Annotated in this window: 20 protein-coding genes; 12 read left to right on the forward strand and 8 right to left on the reverse strand. The window is 64.3% G+C overall.

Going from position 1 to position 18495, the window contains the following annotated elements; translation table 11 throughout:
• Nucleotides 1-15 precede the first annotated feature (15 nt).
• Entirely contained in the window at nt 16-852 is an 837-nt protein-coding gene (locus U1738_RS14110) for a pyruvate, water dikinase regulatory protein (RefSeq protein ID WP_332789687.1), read from the reverse strand.
• Between the two features lie 301 nt (nt 853-1153).
• Here U1738_RS14110 and hemE point away from each other — a divergent pair, with 301 nt between their 5' ends.
• From hemE to U1738_RS14135, 5 genes are all read left to right on the forward strand, one after another.
• Nucleotides 1154-2194, forward strand: coding sequence for a uroporphyrinogen decarboxylase (gene hemE, locus U1738_RS14115; protein ID WP_443027028.1), 1041 nt, complete (start codon nt 1154-1156; stop codon nt 2192-2194).
• Nucleotides 2194-2640, forward strand: a complete 447-nt coding sequence (locus U1738_RS14120; RefSeq protein WP_332789689.1) for a CopD family protein — start codon at nt 2194-2196, stop codon at nt 2638-2640. The genes hemE and U1738_RS14120 overlap by 1 nt, the downstream gene beginning before the upstream one ends.
• 282 nt (nt 2641-2922) lie before the next feature.
• A complete protein-coding gene (gene rho, locus U1738_RS14125) occupies nt 2923-4179 on the forward strand; it encodes a transcription termination factor Rho (RefSeq protein ID WP_055774565.1) in 1257 nt (418 codons plus the stop codon).
• Nucleotides 4180-4296: 117 nt separating this feature from the next.
• Nucleotides 4297-4590: an antibiotic biosynthesis monooxygenase family protein gene (locus U1738_RS14130; protein WP_332789690.1), complete on the forward strand. Its 294-nt coding sequence runs from the start codon at nt 4297-4299 to the stop codon at nt 4588-4590.
• Between the two features lie 47 nt (nt 4591-4637).
• Nucleotides 4638-5324: a YjbE family putative metal transport protein gene (locus U1738_RS14135; RefSeq protein ID WP_332789767.1), complete on the forward strand. Its 687-nt coding sequence runs from the start codon at nt 4638-4640 to the stop codon at nt 5322-5324.
• A 109-nt stretch (nt 5325-5433) separates the two neighbouring features.
• Here the strand turns inward: U1738_RS14135 and U1738_RS14140 are convergent, their stop codons facing one another.
• Nucleotides 5434-6132, reverse strand: coding sequence for a dienelactone hydrolase family protein (locus tag U1738_RS14140; protein ID WP_332789691.1), 699 nt, complete (start codon nt 6130-6132; stop codon nt 5434-5436).
• On the reverse strand, nt 6129-6611 hold the full coding sequence (locus U1738_RS14145; protein ID WP_332789692.1) for a methylated-DNA--[protein]-cysteine S-methyltransferase: 483 nt from the start codon (nt 6609-6611) through the stop codon (nt 6129-6131). Before U1738_RS14145 ends, U1738_RS14140 begins: the two co-directional genes overlap by 4 nt.
• A gap of 49 nt (nt 6612-6660) precedes the next feature.
• On the opposite strand from U1738_RS14145, the gene U1738_RS14150 reads away from it, so the two are divergent.
• Genes U1738_RS14150 through U1738_RS14175 form a run of 6 tightly spaced genes read left to right on the forward strand, consistent with a single transcriptional unit; the run spans nt 6661 to nt 12370 of the window.
• Complete coding sequence (locus U1738_RS14150) at nt 6661-6894, forward strand: DUF6489 family protein (protein WP_332789768.1); 234 nt, start codon at nt 6661-6663, stop codon at nt 6892-6894.
• A gap of 4 nt (nt 6895-6898) precedes the next feature.
• On the forward strand, nt 6899-8188 hold the full coding sequence (gene mnmE / locus U1738_RS14155) for a tRNA uridine-5-carboxymethylaminomethyl(34) synthesis GTPase MnmE (protein WP_332789693.1): 1290 nt from the start codon (nt 6899-6901) through the stop codon (nt 8186-8188).
• A gap of 54 nt (nt 8189-8242) precedes the next feature.
• The gene (mnmG, locus tag U1738_RS14160) at nt 8243-10072 is read left to right on the forward strand and encodes a tRNA uridine-5-carboxymethylaminomethyl(34) synthesis enzyme MnmG (RefSeq protein WP_332789694.1); all 1830 of its coding nucleotides are present in this window, start codon (nt 8243-8245) and stop codon (nt 10070-10072) included.
• Nucleotides 10069-10683 (forward strand): 16S rRNA (guanine(527)-N(7))-methyltransferase RsmG, encoded by a 615-nt coding sequence (locus U1738_RS14165; protein ID WP_332789695.1) that lies wholly within the window; start codon nt 10069-10071, stop codon nt 10681-10683. The genes mnmG and U1738_RS14165 overlap by 4 nt, the downstream gene beginning before the upstream one ends.
• Nucleotides 10680-11471: a ParA family protein gene (locus tag U1738_RS14170; RefSeq protein ID WP_332789696.1), complete on the forward strand. Its 792-nt coding sequence runs from the start codon at nt 10680-10682 to the stop codon at nt 11469-11471. Before U1738_RS14165 ends, U1738_RS14170 begins: the two co-directional genes overlap by 4 nt.
• Nucleotides 11468-12370: a ParB/RepB/Spo0J family partition protein gene (locus tag U1738_RS14175; RefSeq protein ID WP_332789697.1), complete on the forward strand. Its 903-nt coding sequence runs from the start codon at nt 11468-11470 to the stop codon at nt 12368-12370. Before U1738_RS14170 ends, U1738_RS14175 begins: the two co-directional genes overlap by 4 nt.
• A gap of 2 nt (nt 12371-12372) precedes the next feature.
• Here U1738_RS14175 and holA read toward each other — a convergent pair whose 3' ends face one another.
• The 4 genes from holA to U1738_RS14195 are packed head-to-tail and all read right to left on the reverse strand — an operon-like array spanning nt 12373 to nt 16971.
• A complete protein-coding gene (holA, locus tag U1738_RS14180; protein ID WP_332789698.1) occupies nt 12373-13386 on the reverse strand; it encodes a DNA polymerase III subunit delta in 1014 nt (337 codons plus the stop codon).
• A 36-nt stretch (nt 13387-13422) separates the two neighbouring features.
• On the reverse strand, nt 13423-13935 hold the full coding sequence (lptE, locus tag U1738_RS14185; protein WP_332789699.1) for an LPS assembly lipoprotein LptE: 513 nt from the start codon (nt 13933-13935) through the stop codon (nt 13423-13425).
• Nucleotides 13932-16490, reverse strand: a complete 2559-nt coding sequence (gene leuS, locus U1738_RS14190) for a leucine--tRNA ligase (protein ID WP_332789700.1) — start codon at nt 16488-16490, stop codon at nt 13932-13934. Before leuS ends, lptE begins: the two co-directional genes overlap by 4 nt.
• Before the next feature lie 13 nt (nt 16491-16503).
• Nucleotides 16504-16971 (reverse strand): DUF3576 domain-containing protein, encoded by a 468-nt coding sequence (locus U1738_RS14195; RefSeq protein WP_332789701.1) that lies wholly within the window; start codon nt 16969-16971, stop codon nt 16504-16506.
• Between the two features lie 216 nt (nt 16972-17187).
• Here U1738_RS14195 and U1738_RS14200 point away from each other — a divergent pair, with 216 nt between their 5' ends.
• Nucleotides 17188-17919, forward strand: a complete 732-nt coding sequence (locus U1738_RS14200; protein ID WP_332789702.1) for a hypothetical protein — start codon at nt 17188-17190, stop codon at nt 17917-17919.
• Nucleotides 17920-17921: 2 nt separating this feature from the next.
• On the opposite strand, the gene U1738_RS14205 is transcribed toward U1738_RS14200, so the two are convergent.
• Nucleotides 17922-18479 carry a thiamine phosphate synthase gene (locus tag U1738_RS14205; protein ID WP_332789703.1) on the reverse strand — a complete coding sequence of 186 codons (558 nt, stop codon included), beginning with the start codon at nt 18477-18479 and terminating at the stop codon, nt 17922-17924.
• Nucleotides 18480-18495: the final 16 nt, after the last annotated feature.

Raw genomic sequence — 18495 nt, forward strand, 5'->3', positions numbered from 1 at the left:
GGATCACCCGCAAGCTCATTCGTCGTCCGCCGCCCCGCTGCCTTCATCGCCGCGCCGTTCCTGCACCAGGGCGATGATCGCCGCCGCAGTTTCCTCGATCGAACGCCGCGTCACGTCGATCACCGGCCAGCCATTGTCGGCGAACATCCGCCGCGCGAATGCGACCTCGCGCGTGACGGCATCGTGATCGACATAGGCCGTTTCCGGCGCCTGATTGAGCGACAGCAGGCGATTGCGCCGCACCTGGATCAGCCGTTCCGAACTCGTCGTCAGCCCGACGACCAGAGGATTCTTCAGGCGGTACAGCGTATCGGGCGGCGGCGATTCCACCACGATCGGAATGTTCGCCGTCTTGAACCCGCGATTGGCGAGATAGATCGAGGTCGGCGTCTTGGACGAACGCGAGACGCCGGCCAGCACGATATCGGCCTCTTCCCAATTCTCCCAGCCGATGCCGTCGTCATGCGCCATCGTGAACTGGATCGCATCGACGCGGTCGAAATAGGCCTCGTCCAGCACGTGCTGCCGCCCCGGCCGCGCCTTGGCCTGTTGCCCAAGCATGCCCGACAGCGCATCGTTCACCGCATCGAGCGGCGCGACCGCAGAGAGGCCGAGCTTGCGGCATCGTGCCTCGAGTGTGGCGCGCGCCGTGCTGTTGACGAGCGTGAAGATCACCAGCCCCGGATTCTGCGCGATCTCCTGCAGGATACGCTCCAGATGCGCCTCGGTGCGGACCATCGGCCAGAAGTGGCGGATCGTCTCGACATCGTCATATTGCGCCAGCGCGGCCTTGGCGATGTTCTCCAGCGTCTCGCCAGTCGAATCCGACAGCAGATGGAGGTGCAACCGCACGGGTCAGGACAGGTCTGTGGACAACATCGGCAGAATCGCTAGCGCAAGCGGACGCCCTCGCCAAGCCGGGGATAAAAGCTAACTTGTCCACAATCCCGTCCCCACCCGCCGGTTCCGCCCACAGGCTGTGGATAACGGGGATGACGCGCGGGAATCGCGAGCGGTGCGTGGGCGCGCTCCGGTCAAGCTGTTGGCATTTCGGGGACGAACGCATAAGCCCCGGCACCCACGCGCCAACAACCGCTACAACCTTTTCAAGATTCTAATTCTTTATAGAAGTAAGGGCTCGGCCAGCTTGTCGATAACATCTCAATCCCCCAACCCGACCAAAGCCCTGCTCGGCGTATTGAAGGGTGAACACAGGGCAACTCCCCCGGTCTGGCTGATGCGCCAGGCGGGACGCTATCTTCCCGAATATCGCGCGCTGCGGGCGGACAAGGGCGGCTTCCTCGCGCTCGCCACCGATCCGGAAGCAGCGGCGGAGGTGACGTTGCAGCCGATACGCCGGTTCGGGTTCGATGGCGCGATCCTGTTTTCGGATATCCTGATGGTGCCATGGGCGCTCGGCCAGGATCTGAGCTTCGGTGTGGGCGAAGGGCCGCGTCTGGCCCCGGCGCTCGTGGATACGGCACTGGCGAGCTTGCAGGCAGCGCCGGAGCGGCTGGAGCCGGTCTACGCCACCGTCGCGCGGGTCGCCGCTTCTCTTCCCGCCGAAACCACCTTTCTGGGCTTTGCGGGCAGCCCCTGGACCGTCGCGACCTATATGGTCGCCGGGCAGGGCAGCAAGGATCAGGGCGAGACGCGCCGCGTGGCCTATGGCGACCCGGTGGCCTTCGCCGAGATCATCGATGCGATCACCGCGCTGACGATCGACTATCTCTCCGCGCAGATCGCCGCCGGGGTGGAGGCGGTGCAGTTGTTCGACAGCTGGGCAGGATCGCTCAGCCCGGCGCAGTTCGAACGCTGGGTGATCGCACCCAATGCGGCGATCGTCGCCGGGCTGAAGGCGCGCCATCCGGATACGCCGATCATCGGTTTCCCCAAGGGGGCCGGCGGCAAGCTTCCCGCATATGCGCGCGAAACGGGTGTCGATGCGCTCGGGCTGGACGAGACGGTCGATCCCGTCTGGGCCGACCGGTTCGTGCCGAAGGATATGCCGGTGCAGGGCAATCTGGATCCGCTGGCGCTGATTGCCGGTGGTGCTGCCCTCGAAGATGCCATCGACCATGTGCTTGCGGCGTTCGCCGATCGTCCGCATATCTTCAATCTGGGCCACGGCATCCTTCCCGATACGCCGATCGCCCATGTCGAGCAGCTGTTGGCGCGGGTGCGGATGAGATGATGGAGCGAATGGTCGTGGCGTATAATTGGTATCTCGCGGCCCATATCATCTTCGTCATCTTCTGGATGGCCGGCCTGTTCATGCTGCCGCGCTATCTGGTCTATCATCAGGAAGCGCTGGCGGCGGGCCGGGCCGAGGAGGCCGCCTTGTGGGTGACGCGCGAGGGCAAATTGCGCACGATCATCCTGACGCCGGCGATGATCTTCGTCTGGCTGCTGGGCCTGACGCTGGCGACGATCGGCCAGCATTGGGGCGAGGCGTGGCTGCACGGCAAACTGCTCTTCGTCCTGGCGCTCAGCGGCTATCACGGCTGGGCGGTCGGTTATGCGAAGAAGCTGGCGGCGGGCAAACCGACGCTGACCGGCAAGCAGTTGCGGATGTTGAACGAGGTGCCTGCGGTCGCCGCGGCGATCATTGTGGTGCTGGTGGTGGTGAAGCCGTTCTGATTTCTTCTCCCCTTCCTGGAAGGGAGGGGCCGGGGGTGGGTCGCTCTCGGGGAAATGCAGCGATTGCCCCATACCCACCCACCCCCAGCCCCTCCCTTCCAGGGAGGGGAGCAATTCTAAACCAACAACGCCCGTTGACTTGGGGGCGACCCCCTCTTAGGTCGCATCAATGTCGGCAATGCGGTTCTCGCGGCCCGGCATCCTCCCTCCAGCATCGCCCAGCGAATCCTTCGCGGAACATACCGATGCCAAAATCCCCACGACGAGCCGGACGCTAGACCCATGCATCTCAAAGACCTCAAGAACAAGAAACCGGCCGAACTGGTCAGCATGGCCGAAGAGCTCGGCGTCGAAGGCGCATCGACTCTGCGCAAGCAGGATCTGATGTTCGCCATCCTCAAGGTCCAGGCCGAAGAGGGCGAGATGATCATGGGCGAGGGCACGATCGAAGTGCTGCCCGACGGCTTCGGCTTCCTGCGGTCGCCACAGTCCAACTATCTCGCCGGACCGGACGACATCTATGTCTCGCCCAATCAGGTCCGCAAGTTCGGCCTGCGTACCGGCGACACGGTCGAGGGCGAGATTCGCGGGCCGAAGGACGGCGAACGCTATTTCGCGCTGGTGAAGCCGTCGAAGGTCAATTTCGACGATCCCGATGCGGTGCGCCACCGCGTGAATTTCGACAATCTCACCCCACTCTATCCCGAACAGAAATTGACGCTCGACACGCTCGATCCGACGCAGAAGGACAAGAGCGCGCGCGTCATCGATATCGTCTCGCCGCAGGGCAAGGGCCAGCGCACGCTGATCGTCGCGCCGCCACGCGTTGGCAAGACGGTGATGCTGCAGAACATCGCCCGCGCCATTTCCGAGAACCACCCGGAAGTGTTCCTGATCGTGTTGCTGATCGACGAACGCCCGGAAGAAGTGACGGACATGCAGCGCAGCGTGAAGGGCGAGGTCGTCTCCTCCACCTTCGACGAACCGGCGCAGCGCCACGTGCAGGTCGCCGAAATGGTGATCGAGAAGGCCAAGCGTCTGGTCGAGCACAAGAAGGACGTGGTGATCCTGCTCGATTCGATCACGCGTCTGGGCCGCGCCTACAACACCGTCGTGCCCTCGTCAGGCAAGGTGCTGACCGGCGGTGTCGACGCGAACGCCCTGCAGCGCCCGAAGCGCTTCTTCGGTGCGGCACGCAACATCGAGGAAGGCGGGTCGCTGTCGATCATCGCGACGGCGCTGATCGATACCGGCAGCCGCATGGACGAAGTGATCTTCGAGGAATTCAAGGGCACGGGTAACTCGGAAATCGTGCTCGACCGCAAGGTGGCCGACAAGCGCGTCTTCCCGGCGCTGGACGTGGGCAAGTCCGGCACGCGCAAGGACGAACTGCTGGTCGACAAGGTCAAGCTGTCGAAGATGTGGGTGCTGCGCCGCATCCTCATGCAGATGGGCACGATCGATGCAATGGAGTTCCTGCTCGACAAGATGAAGGATTCGAAGACCAACGAAGACTTCTTCGAAAGCATGAATCAGTAGCGCAGTGCGGTAGCCGGCCACGCCCGGCTGACTCGCACAAGCTCGGCCGGCGGGCTAAAAGCCCGGCCGACGGCGTGGGCTTTGCCCACGCCCGCCCCACACGAGGACCAGCCCGAAATGATCCTCGAACACGCCCTCCTCCACATCCGCCCCGGCCAATCCGCCGCCTTCGAAGCCGCGATGCACAAGGCCCGTCCGCTGATCGCGGCCTCTCCCGGTTTCGTCTCGCTCGACGTCCGCCCGGCCGCCGAGCGCTCTGATCGCTACCTCCTCGTCGTGATGTGGGAGGATATCGCATCCCATCGCGACGGCTTCCGCACATCCGATCGATATGCAAAATGGCGCGATCTGCTGCACGGATTCTACGAACCCATGCCCGACGTCACCTATTTCGCGGAGTCGATCCTTTGAGCCTCATCGCCCTGCTGTCCGCTGCTGCGGTTCCGGTCGTCGAACCGATGTCGTTGAGCTGGCTGTGGAATCACATCGTCAGTGATTTCGCCAACATCGCCACCGCCTCGGCACTGACCGCGTTCGCCACCGTCGTCCTGCTCGATGTGGCGCTGGCCGGGGATAACGCGATCATCGTCGGCGCGCTCGCCGCCGGCCTGCCTGCGGACCAGCGCAAGAAGGTGATCGCGATCGGCATCCTCGCCGCCTTGATCCTGCGCGTCGTCTTCGCGGTCGCGGTGCTCTACGGTCTGGAGAGCTTCAAGCATTACGGTCTCGTGCTCGGCGGCGGCCTGCTGCTACTGTGGGTGGCGTGGAAGATGTACCGCGAACTGCGTCCCAAAAGCGCGCCCGGTGGTTCGCCCGAGGTGGATGGCGACGAAACCAGCGGCATCCGCCCCGCCAAGAGCTTCATCGCCGCCGCCTGGGCCGTCGCGGTGGCGGACGTGTCGATGAGCCTCGACAACGTGCTGGCCGTGGCCGGTGCCGCGCGCGAGCATCCCGGCATCATGGTCATCGGCCTGATCCTGTCGGTCGCGCTGATGGGCATCGCGGCGAACATCATCGCCAAATACATCGAACGCTATCGCTGGATCGCGTGGGTCGGGCTGGTCATCATCCTGTACGTCGCCGGCAAGATGATCTTCGAAGGCTGGCACGACGTGCATCCACTCGTGGGTTCGGTGATCGGCTGACCGCAACGTCTGGACCGTAACCCCATTTCCGTTCGCCTGAGCCTGTCGAAACTTGCTTCGACAAGCTCAGGCGAACGGAGGGTTGGGATCGTACCTGATTGAGGTGGATTCAGCCGAGATGCTCGGCGAAGAACGCCGCCGTCCGTTTGTCCGCCAGCTTGGCCGCAGCCTCAGATCGCCGCGCGCCGATCTCGGTTGCGAAGCCGTGGTCTTCGCCGGGATAATCGTACGACGTGACCTTGGGATGATCGTCCAGCCCGGCATGCATGCGGCTTTGCGCATCCTTGTCGACGAAATGATCCTCGACCGGCACGTGCAGCAGCACCGGACGGGCGATCGCGTGCTTCTCGCCCAGCAATCCGTCGATCCCGACGCCGTAATAGCCCACACTGGCATCAATATCGGTGCGCGCCGCGGTCATGAACGCCAGCCGCCCGCCGAGGCAGTAACCGACCGCGCCGACCTTGCCGCCGTCCACCTTCTCCCGTGCGAAGCGGATCGTCGCCTCGATATCGGCAATGCCCTTATCCTGATCGAACTTGCCCATCAGCGACAGGGCGTTCTGCATCTGCTCGGGAATATCGGGATCCAGGTCGATGCCCGGTTCGATCCGCCAGAACAGGTCCGGCGCGATGGCGAGATAGCCGGCCTCGGCCAGCGTATCGCATTTACGGCGGATGCCGGTGTTCACCCCGAAAATCTCTTGGATCACGATGATCGCGGCCTTGGGCTTGCCGGTCGGCTCGGCGACATAGGCGGCGAAGGCACCTTCATGGTCGAGCGTGGCGATGGAGATCATGGCCGTCATAATAAAGTCCTTCCGGAAAGAAGCCGCTCATGATCGAGCAGCCAGGATTTGGTCGTCGGCCCTGCCCCGGCCGAATATCGGCCGAGCGATCCATTCGCGTCGAGCACCCGGTGGCATGGCACGACGATCGGGAACGGATTGCGCGCGCAAACCTGTCCGATCGCTCGCGCACTGGATCCGACCGATCTTGCGAGTTCACCATAACTCATTGTTTCCCCATAGGGAATTGCGATCATGGCATCGCGCAGCGCCTGTCCACGCACCGTCGCCGCCGGACCAAGTGGCAGATCGAACCGGCGCAGCTCGCCAGCAAACCAAGCGCGTATCTGATCCGCTGCGATCGCTACCGCACCGGTGTGCGGCTGCATCTCGTCGGTCTTGTCCGATCCGATCTCGATCGATTTCACCGCTTTGGCATCGCCGACGATCCGCACCATGCCGATGGGCGTTGCGATTTCGGCGATGTCGCGCGCATACATGGATAAAGCCTATGCGCCGCCGCGCCGTGGCTCAAGCGGAGAAGCGGTCATGAAGTTCAATGTCGAAGTCGAATGTTCGCCCGAGGAAGCGCGCCGCATGATGGGCCTGCCGGATCTCACGCCGGTGCACGACAAATATATCGCCTCGTTGACCGACGCGATGGACGGCGTGATCGCGCCCGAACTGCTCGAGGGCATGATGCGCAACTGGGCACCGATGGGCGATGCGGGGATGAATTTCTGGCGCAAGCTGTTCGACGGTACGAGCAAGACCGGAAGCTGACCGTTTGTCGATCGGAGACACGATCTTCGCCGTATCGAGCGGTGCCCCGCCTGCGGCGATAGCCGTCTTGCGGATCAGTGGTGCGGGCGCGCTGGCGGCTGCGACGACCCTCGCCGGCACCCTGCCCGCAGAACGGCATGCGGCGCTACGCCGTCTGCGCGATCCGGCCGATGACGATATGCTCGATTCGGCGTTGGTGCTGGTGTTTCGCGGACCCGCGACGGCGACCGGCGAGGATCTGGTCGAGCTGCATCTCCACGGTGGTCGCGCGGTCGTGGCTTCTGTCGAACGGGTGTTGGGGGCGATGCCCGGACTGCGCATGGCGGAACCGGGCGAATTCACCCGCCGTGCGCTGATGGCGGGGCGAATCGATCTCACCGAGGCGGAGGGTCTGGGCGATCTTCTCTCCGCCGAAACCGAAACACAGCGGCGTGCAGCCATCACCGCAGCCGATGGCGGCGTGCGGCGCAGGATCGAGGGCTGGTCATCGCGTCTGCTGACTCTCTCTGCACGGGTCGAGGCGGAACTCGATTTCTCGGACGAAGACGATGTCGCTCCCCTCGCCCTGCAGGACATCGTCGCCGAAGCCGCCACACTGGCAAAAGATATCGACGCGGTGCTCGACCAGCCACCGATCGAGCGACTGCGCGATGGCGTGCATATTGTGCTCGCCGGTCCCCCGAACAGTGGCAAGTCCACCCTGTTCAACGCGATGGCGGATCGCGAGGCGGCGATCGTGTCGCCGATCGCGGGGACAACGCGTGATCGCATCGACGTTCCGGTCAGCCGCAACGGCGTGGCGTATCTGCTGACCGACACCGCCGGTTTAGCTGAAGCTACCGATGACCCGATAGAGGCGATCGGCATCGTCCGTGCGCAACGTGCCGTGCAGGATGCGGATATCGTTTTGTGGTTGGGTGACGAGCCAGGTCCGGAAAATGCGCTTTGGCTTCATCCCCGAGCCGATCAGCCGGGACGCGAGAATATGCCACCGGATCGGAAGATCAGCCTGTCCGCCGCGACGGGAATAGGTCTTCCCGAACTTTGGCAGATGGTCGAAGTTCAGGCGCGATCGATGTTGCCTCGGCTCGACGAAATTGCCTTGAACCACCGCCAACGCGATCTCGCGGCGCAATGCTCTCAAATGATCGCAATGGCCGCGGGATATTCCGATGCGCTGATCGTCGCGGAAAATTTGCGCACCGCTCTCGCGATGCTCGACCGGATCACCGGGCACAGTGATACGGAAGCCATGCTCGACACGCTTTTCGGAAATTTTTGCATCGGAAAGTGATGTTCCACGTGGAACGGTTTTGACTCGGTGGCATGAAATACCTAGCTGCTGTTCATGACGAAATTCGATGTCATCGTCGTGGGTGGCGGTCATGCGGGTGTAGAAGCGGCCGCAGCAGCAGCGCGCCGTGGTGCAAGGACGGCCTTGCTCAGCTTCGATCCCGCCAAGATCGGCTTCATGTCTTGCAATCCCGCGATCGGCGGACTGGGTAAAGGTCATCTGGTTCGCGAAGTCGATGCGTTCGATGGCCTGATGGCGCGTGCTACCGATGCCGCCGGCATCCACTATCGCATGCTGAACCGGAGCAAAGGCAGCGCAGTACAAGGCCCGCGTGTTCAGGCGGATCGCAAGCATTACGCTGCCGCAATCCAACGGATGATCGCTGAACAGGTCAATCTGGAGGTCGTCTCCGGTGAGGCGGTAGCATTGGCTTGCGATGCGACGAACACCATCAACGGCCTCCGACTGGCCGATGGTCGCACGCTGGAAAGTCGTGCGATCGTGCTGGCGACCGGGACATTTCTCGGCGCGCGCATGTTTCGCGGCGAGGAACGGTTGACCGGCGGACGGATCGGCGAAGCGGCGGCAACCGAACTCGCGCTGCAATTGCGTGACGCAAAGCTACCGATGACCCGGCTGAAGACCGGCACGCCGCCCCGCTTGGATGGCCGTACGATCGATTGGTCACAGCTGGATCAGCAGTTCAGTGACACCGATCCCTGGACGATGTCGCCGGCATCGCGGGGTCGTAATTTACCGCAACTGTTCTGTGCGATCACACGGACGACCGAGCAGACGCACGATATCATTCGCGCCTCGCTCCACCGGTCGCCTTTGTTCGGTGGAGATATCGCAGGCGTGGGCCCACGTTATTGCCCGTCGATCGAAGACAAGATCCACCGGTTCGGTGATCGTGACGGTCATCAGGTGTTCCTCGAACCCGAGGGACTCGACGATCCGCTGATCTATCCCAACGGTATTTCAACATCGCTGCCGACCGATGTGCAGGAGGCCATGATCCGCTCCATCCCCGGGCTGGAACGCACGCGGATCACGATGCCAGGCTATGCGGTCGAATATGATCATATCGATCCCCGCGCATTGGAGCCCACGTTGGAGATCCGGGCATTGCCGGGCCTGTTCTGTGCTGGCCAGATTAACGGGACGACCGGCTATGAGGAAGCGGCAGGGCAAGGCCTGATCGCGGGCCTGAACGCGGCGGCGCTTGCCCTGGAAATTGCGCCGGTGATTCTCGATCGGACGTCGAGTTATCTTGGGGTTATGATCGACGACCTCGTGCTTCAGGGCGTTACCGAACCGTATCGGATGCTCACCGCTCGCGCGGAATATCGTCTGCGGTTGCGGGCCGATAATGCAGAGACCCGGCTTGGTGCGATTGCGGATGCGGCGGGCTGTGTCGGTCGTGAGCGCCGCCAGCGTTTCTCGGAGCGCCGCCAGGCATTGGCCGAGATTGCATCACGCCTGGACCTTCAGGTTCCCGTCAGCACGATCGGCGATGTGAACCTGAGTGGCAATCGTTCGGGCGCGGAATGGCTCAGGATCGCCACGGTCTCGATCGCGCAGGTCGCGCCGGACTTGGCCGACCGATACGACGCGGCGGTGATCGCTGAGGCTGTCGAAGACGCGCGCTATGCTCCCTATGTCACTCGACAGGCGGAGGATGTGATGCGCCTTCGGTCGAACGATGCCATCGCCCTGCCCCAAGAGCTGGATTACGCCGCCATTCCCGGGCTTTCGAACGAGATGATCGAGCGTCTGGGCACCGCGCGCCCTGCCACCCTCGGTGCGGCTGGGCGCATTCGGGGGATCACGCCGGCTGCGCTCACTGCGATCATGCTTCACGCCAAAAGGATTGCGGCATGACCAAGGACGAAGCCAGGAACTGGATCGAAGAACAGTTCGGCGATGTCGCACTGCATCGGCTCAGCGATTTCGCCCATATGGTGGAAATGGAATCGGCTCGGCAGAATCTGATTGCGGCATCCACCCTGCCGATGATCTGGTCCCGTCACATCGTCGATTCGGCCCAACTCGTGCTTCTGTCGGGAAAGGCGGATGGGCCATGGGTGGACATCGGCACCGGTGCCGGCTTTCCCGGAATGATCGTAGGTATTTTGAGCGGACTACCGACGATTTTGGTCGAACCGCGTCGCCGCAGGGTCGATTTTCTTCAGGATGCTGTGGATCGTCTCGCTCTTACCGACACCATTTCCGTTGTGGGCTCCAAGATAGAAACCGCGAAGGTCAAAGCGGGCATTATATCGGCTCGGGCGGTCGCGCCGGTATCCGCGCTTCTCGAATCGGCGGTCCATACGGCACGAAAAGATACACTTTGGTTGTTGCCAAAGGGTCGCAGCGCGCGCGAAGAGGTGGCGCAGGCGAAACTCTCGTGGCATGGTACGTTCCACGTGGAACAGAGCATAACTGATCCCACATCGCTCATCGTAATTGCCAGCGGGATAGCGCGTCGATGAATGTCATAGCGGTCGCAAATCAAAAGGGTGGCGTCGGCAAGACGACGACCGCGATCAACCTCGGTACGGCCTTGGCCGCGACGGGCATGCGCGTGCTGGTGATCGATATGGACCCGCAGGGTAATGCGTCGACCGGCCTCGGCATCAATCGTGCCGATCGCGAAAAGTCGATTTACGATGTCCTGCTCGGCGAAATGCCGGTTACGGAAGCTGCCGTCCCGACCTGCGTCCCCAAGCTCGATATCGTTCCTGCGACGGCCGATTTGTCCGGCGCCGAGATCGAACTGGTCGAATATCAGGAGCGCACCCACCGCCTGAACCGCGCGCTTGATCGGTGCGAGGATCGCTGGGACGTCGTGCTGATCGATTGCCCGCCATCGCTTGGATTGCTTACGTTGAACGCGATGGTCGCGGCCAATTCGCTGCTCGTGCCGCTGCAATGCGAGTTCTTTGCGCTGGAGGGGTTGAGCCAGCTGTTAGGTACGGTCGAGCGTATTCGGGAGAAGTTCAATCCCGGGCTGTCGATCCTTGGCGTGGCGCTGACGATGTACGATCGTCGCAATCGCCTAACCGATCAGGTGTCTGCGGACGTCCGTGCGGTGCTTGGGCGGGTGGTGTTCGAAACGGTCATCCCGCGCAATGTGCGGCTGTCCGAGGCGCCGAGCCATGGATTGCCCGCCTTGATCTACGATTATCGGTGTTCGGGATCGGAAGCGTATATCGCGCTTGCTCGCGAACTGATCGTTCGCTTGCCGAAATCGACCCCTCCGTCCGCGAAGGCCGCATGACCGATCCTCTCGCTCCCGAATCGTCCCGTCCCAAGCCGCGCTCCGGACTGGGCCGCGGTCTCAATGCTTTGCTCGGCGATATGGCGCGCGAGGAGCCGGTCGGTGGCAGCGAAACCGTTTCGGCGGGTCTCCGCACGCTGCCCGTCGGGTCGCTCAGCCCGCATCCGGGTCAGCCACGCCGTCATTTCGATGAAGCGGCGCTCGAAGAACTCGCGACCTCGATCGCTGCGCGCGGACTGATCCAACCGATCGTCGTACGGCCGCATGGCAAGGGCTATCAGATCGTGGCCGGCGAACGCCGCTGGCGCGCGGCGCAGCGTGCCCGCCTTCACGAAGTGCCGGTGATCGTTCGGGATTTCGATGATGCCGAGACGCTCGAAGTCGCTTTGGTCGAGAATATCCAACGCCAGGATCTCAACGCGATCGAAGAGGCGGAGGCGTATCATCGCCTGATCGACGATTTCGGCCACACGCAGGAAGTGCTGGGCAAGCTCGTCCACAAGTCGCGCAGCCATATCGCCAACCTGCTGCGCCTGCTCGATCTGCCGCGCCCGGTGCAGGAACGCGTCGTGACCGGCGAGCTGACGATGGGCCATGCCCGCGCGCTGATCGGTGCGCCGGATGTCGAGACCCTGGCCGACCAGGTCGTGGCGAAGGGACTGTCGGTGCGCGAAACCGAACGACTCGCGCGGGCGGCCAAGCCGGATCAGCGGGCGCGATCGGGCGGTGATGGCGGACGGGATGCCGATCTCGCGGCGCTCGAACACCAGCTCGGCGATCTGCTCGGCCTGTCGGTGCGCATCGCACACAGCGCCAAGGGTGGCTCCCTCACCCTGAGCTATGCCACGCTCGACCAATTAGACATGGTTTGTCAGAGGCTTACCGGCGAACGGATCTAAGTCTAGCGCTGCCGGGCGGCCATCCGGCCGACGGCGACGATCGCGGCTTTGGCCAGCACCGCGCCTGCGGTCGCTGAGCCCATCATCGCCCGTTCGGCCACACGGACGCGGCCGATCGCCTCGGCCAATTTGTCGCTGCGCCAATGACGCAACGCCCGTGCGGTGATCGCCTTTTCGCGGAAGAACACGCCTTCCGTCACTTGTGCCACCCCTGCCCCGGCATCGACCTGCGCGCGCAGTTCGGCCAGCGACATCAGTCGCCGCGCGAGTTGCCGCAGCACCGGGATGGGCGAGACGCCGGCCTCATCGAGCCGCGCCAGTTCCGCACCGACCAGATCGGGCTGCCCCTCGATCGCAGCGTCGATCGCCCGGCTCATCTCTGCATCGCCCAGATCCGCGCCGATCGCATCCAGCGCCGCGTCGTCGATTTCGCGCGGGCGATCCGGCGCGGCATCGAGAAAGAGCGACAATTTCTCCAGTTCGCGCGTCATCACCGCGCGGTCGCCGCCGCTCGCGCTGGCCAGCCGCGTCGCCGTGTCGCCGGTGGTGCGCATGCCGAGTTCGCGCGCGATGGTCGAAACGATCCGGTCCGCCTCCGCGCCCTCCGGCACGTAGCAGGCAAAGGCCATCGCGCGCGGCGAGCTCTGCGCCAGCTTCACCACCTTGGCCGTGCCCTTGAGCGATGGAGCGATCGCCACCACCGGATTTCCGGCGCGTTCGGTTTCCAGCAGCAAGGTGAACGCTTCGAGGCTCTCCTCACCCGCGCCGGAAATACGGATATGCCGCGCGCCGCCGAACAACGAGAGCGACGCTGCCTCGTCCGCCAGCCGGCCGGGGTTCGATTTCAGCGTCGAAGGCTCGAGATCTACCCGCTCTGCCTCCGGCCCCATCTTGCGTGCCAGCCGGATCGCCAGATCCTGCGCGCCGGCTTCGTCGGGCCCGTGGAGCAGGAACAGGCGGATATCGGGGCTGGCGGCATCGATCGCCGCACGGATCTGGTTGGCGTTGGCTTTCATCGGGGGGCCTTCATCGGAGCGCCTTTACGGCCGGCGCTAAGGCGTCTTGGGCGTGGTTCGCCGATCGTAGAGTGCGATGCGCGAGACGATCTGGTCGGCGACGATGCCTGACAGGCGCTCCAGCATGGTGTTCTCCGCCGCGATCGTGGCATATTCGGACCCGACCACATCGATCCCCGCATCGGAGCCGGCCGTCGCATCGAGCAGCACCGTGCCATTGGCGAGATCGACCAGTTGGTAGCGCGCGCGCAGCGTCCGCCGTTCGCGCGCGACGCTGTTGTCGGCGCGCACGCCGAGGCCGCTGATCTTGTCCTCCAGCTTCACTTCCAGCCGGTAAAGCGGCGTGGTCTTGCCCGCCGCCAGCCGATCGTTCAGCGCATTCGCCATCAGCCAGCCCGATTTGCCCTCGATCGGGGCGACCTCGATCCGGGTCAGCGCCGTCGCCACCGCGCCCGATCCGCCGCCGCTGTACAATGGTTGCAGGCCGCAGCCCGATAGGAGGCCAGTGGCCAACAAAAGCAGCGGAGCAAGGCTGGCGAGACGCTTCATACGACGAGGTTTACCAGACGATCGGGGACGACGACGATCTTTTTCGGCGTCGCGCCGTCCAGAATGCGCTGCACATTGGCATTGGCCAGCGCCAGCGCCTCCATCGCGTCCTTCGGCGTGCCCTTGGCGACCTTCACCGTGTCGCGCAGCTTGCCGTTGACCTGCAGCGCGATCGTCACCTCGTCCTCGACCAAAAGCGCCGCATCGACCTCTGGCCAAGGCGCATCGGCGATCAGCCCGGATTGGCCGGCGACCGACCAGGCTTCCTCCGCCAGATGCGGTGCCATCGGCGCGACCAGCCGCATCAGCGTGGCGATCGCCTCGCTGCGGGAGGCCGAGGGCGTGGACTTCTCGATCATTCCGGTCAGTTCGTAGAGCTTGGCGACCGCTTTGTTGAACGACAGCGCCTCGATATCGGCGGCGATGCCGGCGATCGTCTGGTGCAGCTTGCGATCGAGCGCGGCGTTGCGCCCCTCGGCCGGAGCGGTCGCCTCGGCTTCACCATCGAACAGCCGCCACAGCCGCTGGATGAAGCGCCACGACCCGTCGATGCCGGATTCGCTCCACGGCAGATCGCGCTCTGGCGGCGAATCCGACAGCATGAACCAGCGCACCGCATCCGCGCCGTACTGATCGACGATCGGCTCAGGATCGATCGTATTCTTCTTCGACTTGGACATCTTCTCGACACGGCCGACCGTAACCGTATCGCCGGTCGCCTTGTCGAATACACCGCCATCGCGCCGCTCGATATCGTCGGGGCCGAGCCAGAGCGGCTTGACGATCACGTCCGTCCCGTCCGTGCCGAGTTGCTCGACCGTGCGGCTGTACGTCTCGTGCGTCACCATGCCTTGCGTGAAAAGGCCGGCAAACGGCTCCGCCACGTCGAGCTGCCCGATATGCTTCAACGCCCGCGTCCAGAAGCGTGCATAAAGCAGGTGCAGGATCGCATGCTCCACACCGCCGATATATTGGCCGACCGGCAGCCACTTCTCGGCGACCTCGCGATCGAACGGCCGATCGTCCGGCTGGCTGGCGAAGCGTATGAAATACCAGGAGGAATCGACGAACGTGTCGAGCGTATCGGTCTCGCGCCGCGCCGGTTTCCCGCAGGATGGGCAATCGACCCGGTTCCAGCCGGTATGGCGATCGAGCGGATTGCCCGGCACGTCGAACGTCACATCCTCGGGCAGCACCACCGGCAATTGCTCGCGCGGCACCGGCACTGCGCCGCAGGCGTCGCAATGGATGATCGGGATCGGCGTGCCCCAATACCGCTGGCGGCTGACGCCCCAGTCACGCAGGCGGAACACGGTCGATCCCTTGCCCCAGCCTTCACCTTCGGCGCGCTGGATCACAATGCGCTTGGCATCCTCGATATCCATGCCATCGAGGAAGTGCGAGTTCACCAGGGCGCCCGGCCCGGTATAAGCCTCGTTCCCGACGAACACCGGATCCTCGATCTCGCCTTCGGAGACGACACGCTTGACCGGCAAATTATATTTGCGCGCGAAATCCAGATCGCGCTGGTCGTGCGCCGGCACGCCGAACACGGCACCGGTGCCGTACTCCATCAGCACGAAGTTCGCGATGTAGACCGGCAGACCCCAATTCTTGTCGAACGGATGCGCCGCGCGCAGGCCGGTGTCGAAGCCCAGCTTTTCCTGCGTTTCCAGCTCGGCGGCGGTGGTGCCGCCACGCTTGCACAATTCGATAAAGGCGGCGGCGTCCGGGTTCGTCTCGGCCAGCGTGCGCGCGATCGGATGATCGGCGGCGACCGCGACGAAGCTGGATCCGAAGATCGTGTCGGGGCGGGTGGTGAAGACCTCGACCTTGCCGCCATCCGACAGGTCGAACGAGAACGTCAGCCCCTGGCTCCGGCCGATCCAGTTCTCCTGCATCAGCTTCACCTTGTCCGGCCAATGCTCGAGCGCACCCAGCCCATCGAGCAGTTCGTCGGCGAAATCGGTGATCTTCAGGAACCATTGCGACAGCTTGCGCCGCTCGACCAGTGCGCCGGAGCGCCAGCCTCGCCCGTCGATCACCTGTTCGTTGGCCAGCACGGTCATGTCGACCGGATCCCAATTGACCGCGGATTCCTTGCGATAGACCAGACCGGCCTTGAACAGATCGAGGAACAGCGCCTGTTCCTGCCCGTAATAGTCCGGCTCGCACGTCGCCAGTTCGCGCGTCCAATCGAGCGCGAAGCCCAGCCGTTTTAGCTGCGCCTTCATCGTGGCGATATTGGCACGGGTCCAGGCGCCGGGATGCACGCCCTTTTCCATCGCGGCATTTTCCGCCGGCATGCCGAATGCGTCCCACCCCATCGGGTGCAGCACTTCATGCCCGATCATCCGGCGGTAGCGCGCGAGCACGTCGCCCATCGTGTAATTGCGCACATGGCCCATATGGATCCGCCCCGACGGGTACGGAAACATCTCGAGCACATAGGAGCGGGGCTTGGGCGAATCGTCGCGTGCCGCGAAGGTGGAACGCTCGTCCCAAACCTTCTGCCAGCCTGCGTCCGCCTTCAAGGCATTGAAGCGCGACGCCATATTTCTGTCTTTCTTATCCGGCGACGGCGGCGCGGCGCAGGTCTCGCGCACGCGTCAGGATCGCATCTTCGAGTTTCTGGACCGTCGCGGCTTTCACCGGCGCGGCGACCCATTGGCCGTTCTGGTTCACTTCGCGCAGCGCCGCGACGCGCAGGCCGTCGGCGCGCAGATCCTGGTCGAGGATCGTCACCGTCACCTTGACGCGCTCGGTCGCGATCGCCGGGTTGATGTACCAGTCGGTCACGATCACGCCGCCGTTGGAATCGGTCTGCACCAGCGGCATGAAGCTCAGCGTGTCGAGGCTGGCGCGCCACAGATAGGCGTTCACGCCGATCGTCGTCACCTTGGATGCCGCGAGATCGGTCTTCACCCGGCCTTTATTGCCACCGCCGCAGGCCCCGAGGGCGAGCGGAAGAGCGAGCGCGGCCAGCAGCGCGAGCGCTTTGGCTGGGGCCTTAATCGGGGCCTGAAGGCGGATCATCGGCAGGTTCCTGGGCAAATTACGGATACTAGGGATGCGCATCTATAGATGGTCTCGCGCTTGCCGCAAGCAGCAGGCGTGTCCGGGCGGCACGACCTGCCTGTGGGCGGATTGCAACACTCGTTCAGAAAGTGATTCCACATGGTGGTGACGCGGGATCGAACCGTGATAAGCGCAGTTTGAAGAATGCGGCGCGAATTGTGCCGTGTTGGGGACGTGAACGTGGTCGCTGGTCGCACGATTGCCGGGATTGCTTTGGGGGCGCTGGTCGCCGCCGGCATCGCCGTGGCACCTGCGATCGGTGCGCCAGAGAGCGGGAATCGCACGGAAAAGCGCGTGAATCTGGTGCGCGGTGCCGGATCGTTCACGCCTGCTTCGGCCGATCCGCGGCTGGCGGCGGTGTTCGCGCGGGGCGGCCTCGATTCGACCGGCTTCAGTTTCACGCCGTCCGAGTCGCGCCGCGCCGGCAGCCATGCCGTGACCGTGGCGGTGCGTGCTCGCTCGACTCGTGGCGCGCTGTACGCCGAACGCAACGGCGTCGCGGCCTCGGTTGCGGCACCGCAGGTCAGCTTGGCACCGATCGCCTATAATCTCGGCGTGGCGGTGGGCTGGAAGCAGTTCGCCTTGTCGAGCGATGTGGCGCGCGTCGATATGGCCGGTCTGCCGGGCAGCCGCGAGCGCATGGATCTGGGCCTGAGCTATACCGGCAAGCGGTTCAGCGGGCAGGTGAAGGCGATTTCCGATCGTCCGCTCGCCGGCGCGCCGAAGCTGGTCGAGGAAGCGCCGAACTATGCGCTGGACGTTGGTGGGTCCTATTCGCTCACGCGCAATCTCGCCGTGACGGCGGGCGTACGCTACAAGACCGAGCGCGACCGGCTCGAGCGGTTGAAGGATGACAACCGGGTTGATAGCCAGGCCGTCTATATCGGCACCGCGTTCCGCTTCTAATACTAACGGCGCGGCGTGATCCACGCATCGATCGCCGCCCAGCCGTAGAAGCCACATCGTCGTAACCGCAAGCCGCGTTGTTTCGTCATGCCGCCGAGCGCGATGGCGGGCACCGGCAATCCGCGCATGATCTGCGCCGCGCGGATCGGCCCGAGCGCGGGGGCACCGGGATGCGATGCGGTGGCAAAGACCGGTGATACGAAGATCAGGTCGGCCCCGGCGCGTACCCCTGCCAGCGCCTCGGCCCGGGAATGTGCTGCCCAGGTCCGGATCTGTCCGCGCCTGATCGAGCCCTTGCCGTGCACGCCGCGTTCCCTGCCGAGCCGCACGCCCCCGGCCCGAATCACGATCGCACCCTTGCGCCGTGCAAGCTTCGTAATCTTCGCCAGCAGCGCGCGGCGCTCCGCCAGGGGCGTGGCATAATGGCGTACGATGACTCCCGATCCGCGCGGCAATGCCGCCAGCGCGCGCCACAGCCCGTCGCCCATACGTTCGTCGGTAATCAGCCACAGGCGGGGGAGCTTGAGCGGGGGCTGCTGGGCGGGGTGGCGGCGGGGCACGGCCCTGCCTATAGCA

Source organism: Parasphingomonas caseinilytica (assembly GCF_036663755.1).
GTDB lineage: Bacteria > Pseudomonadota > Alphaproteobacteria > Sphingomonadales > Sphingomonadaceae > Sphingomonas.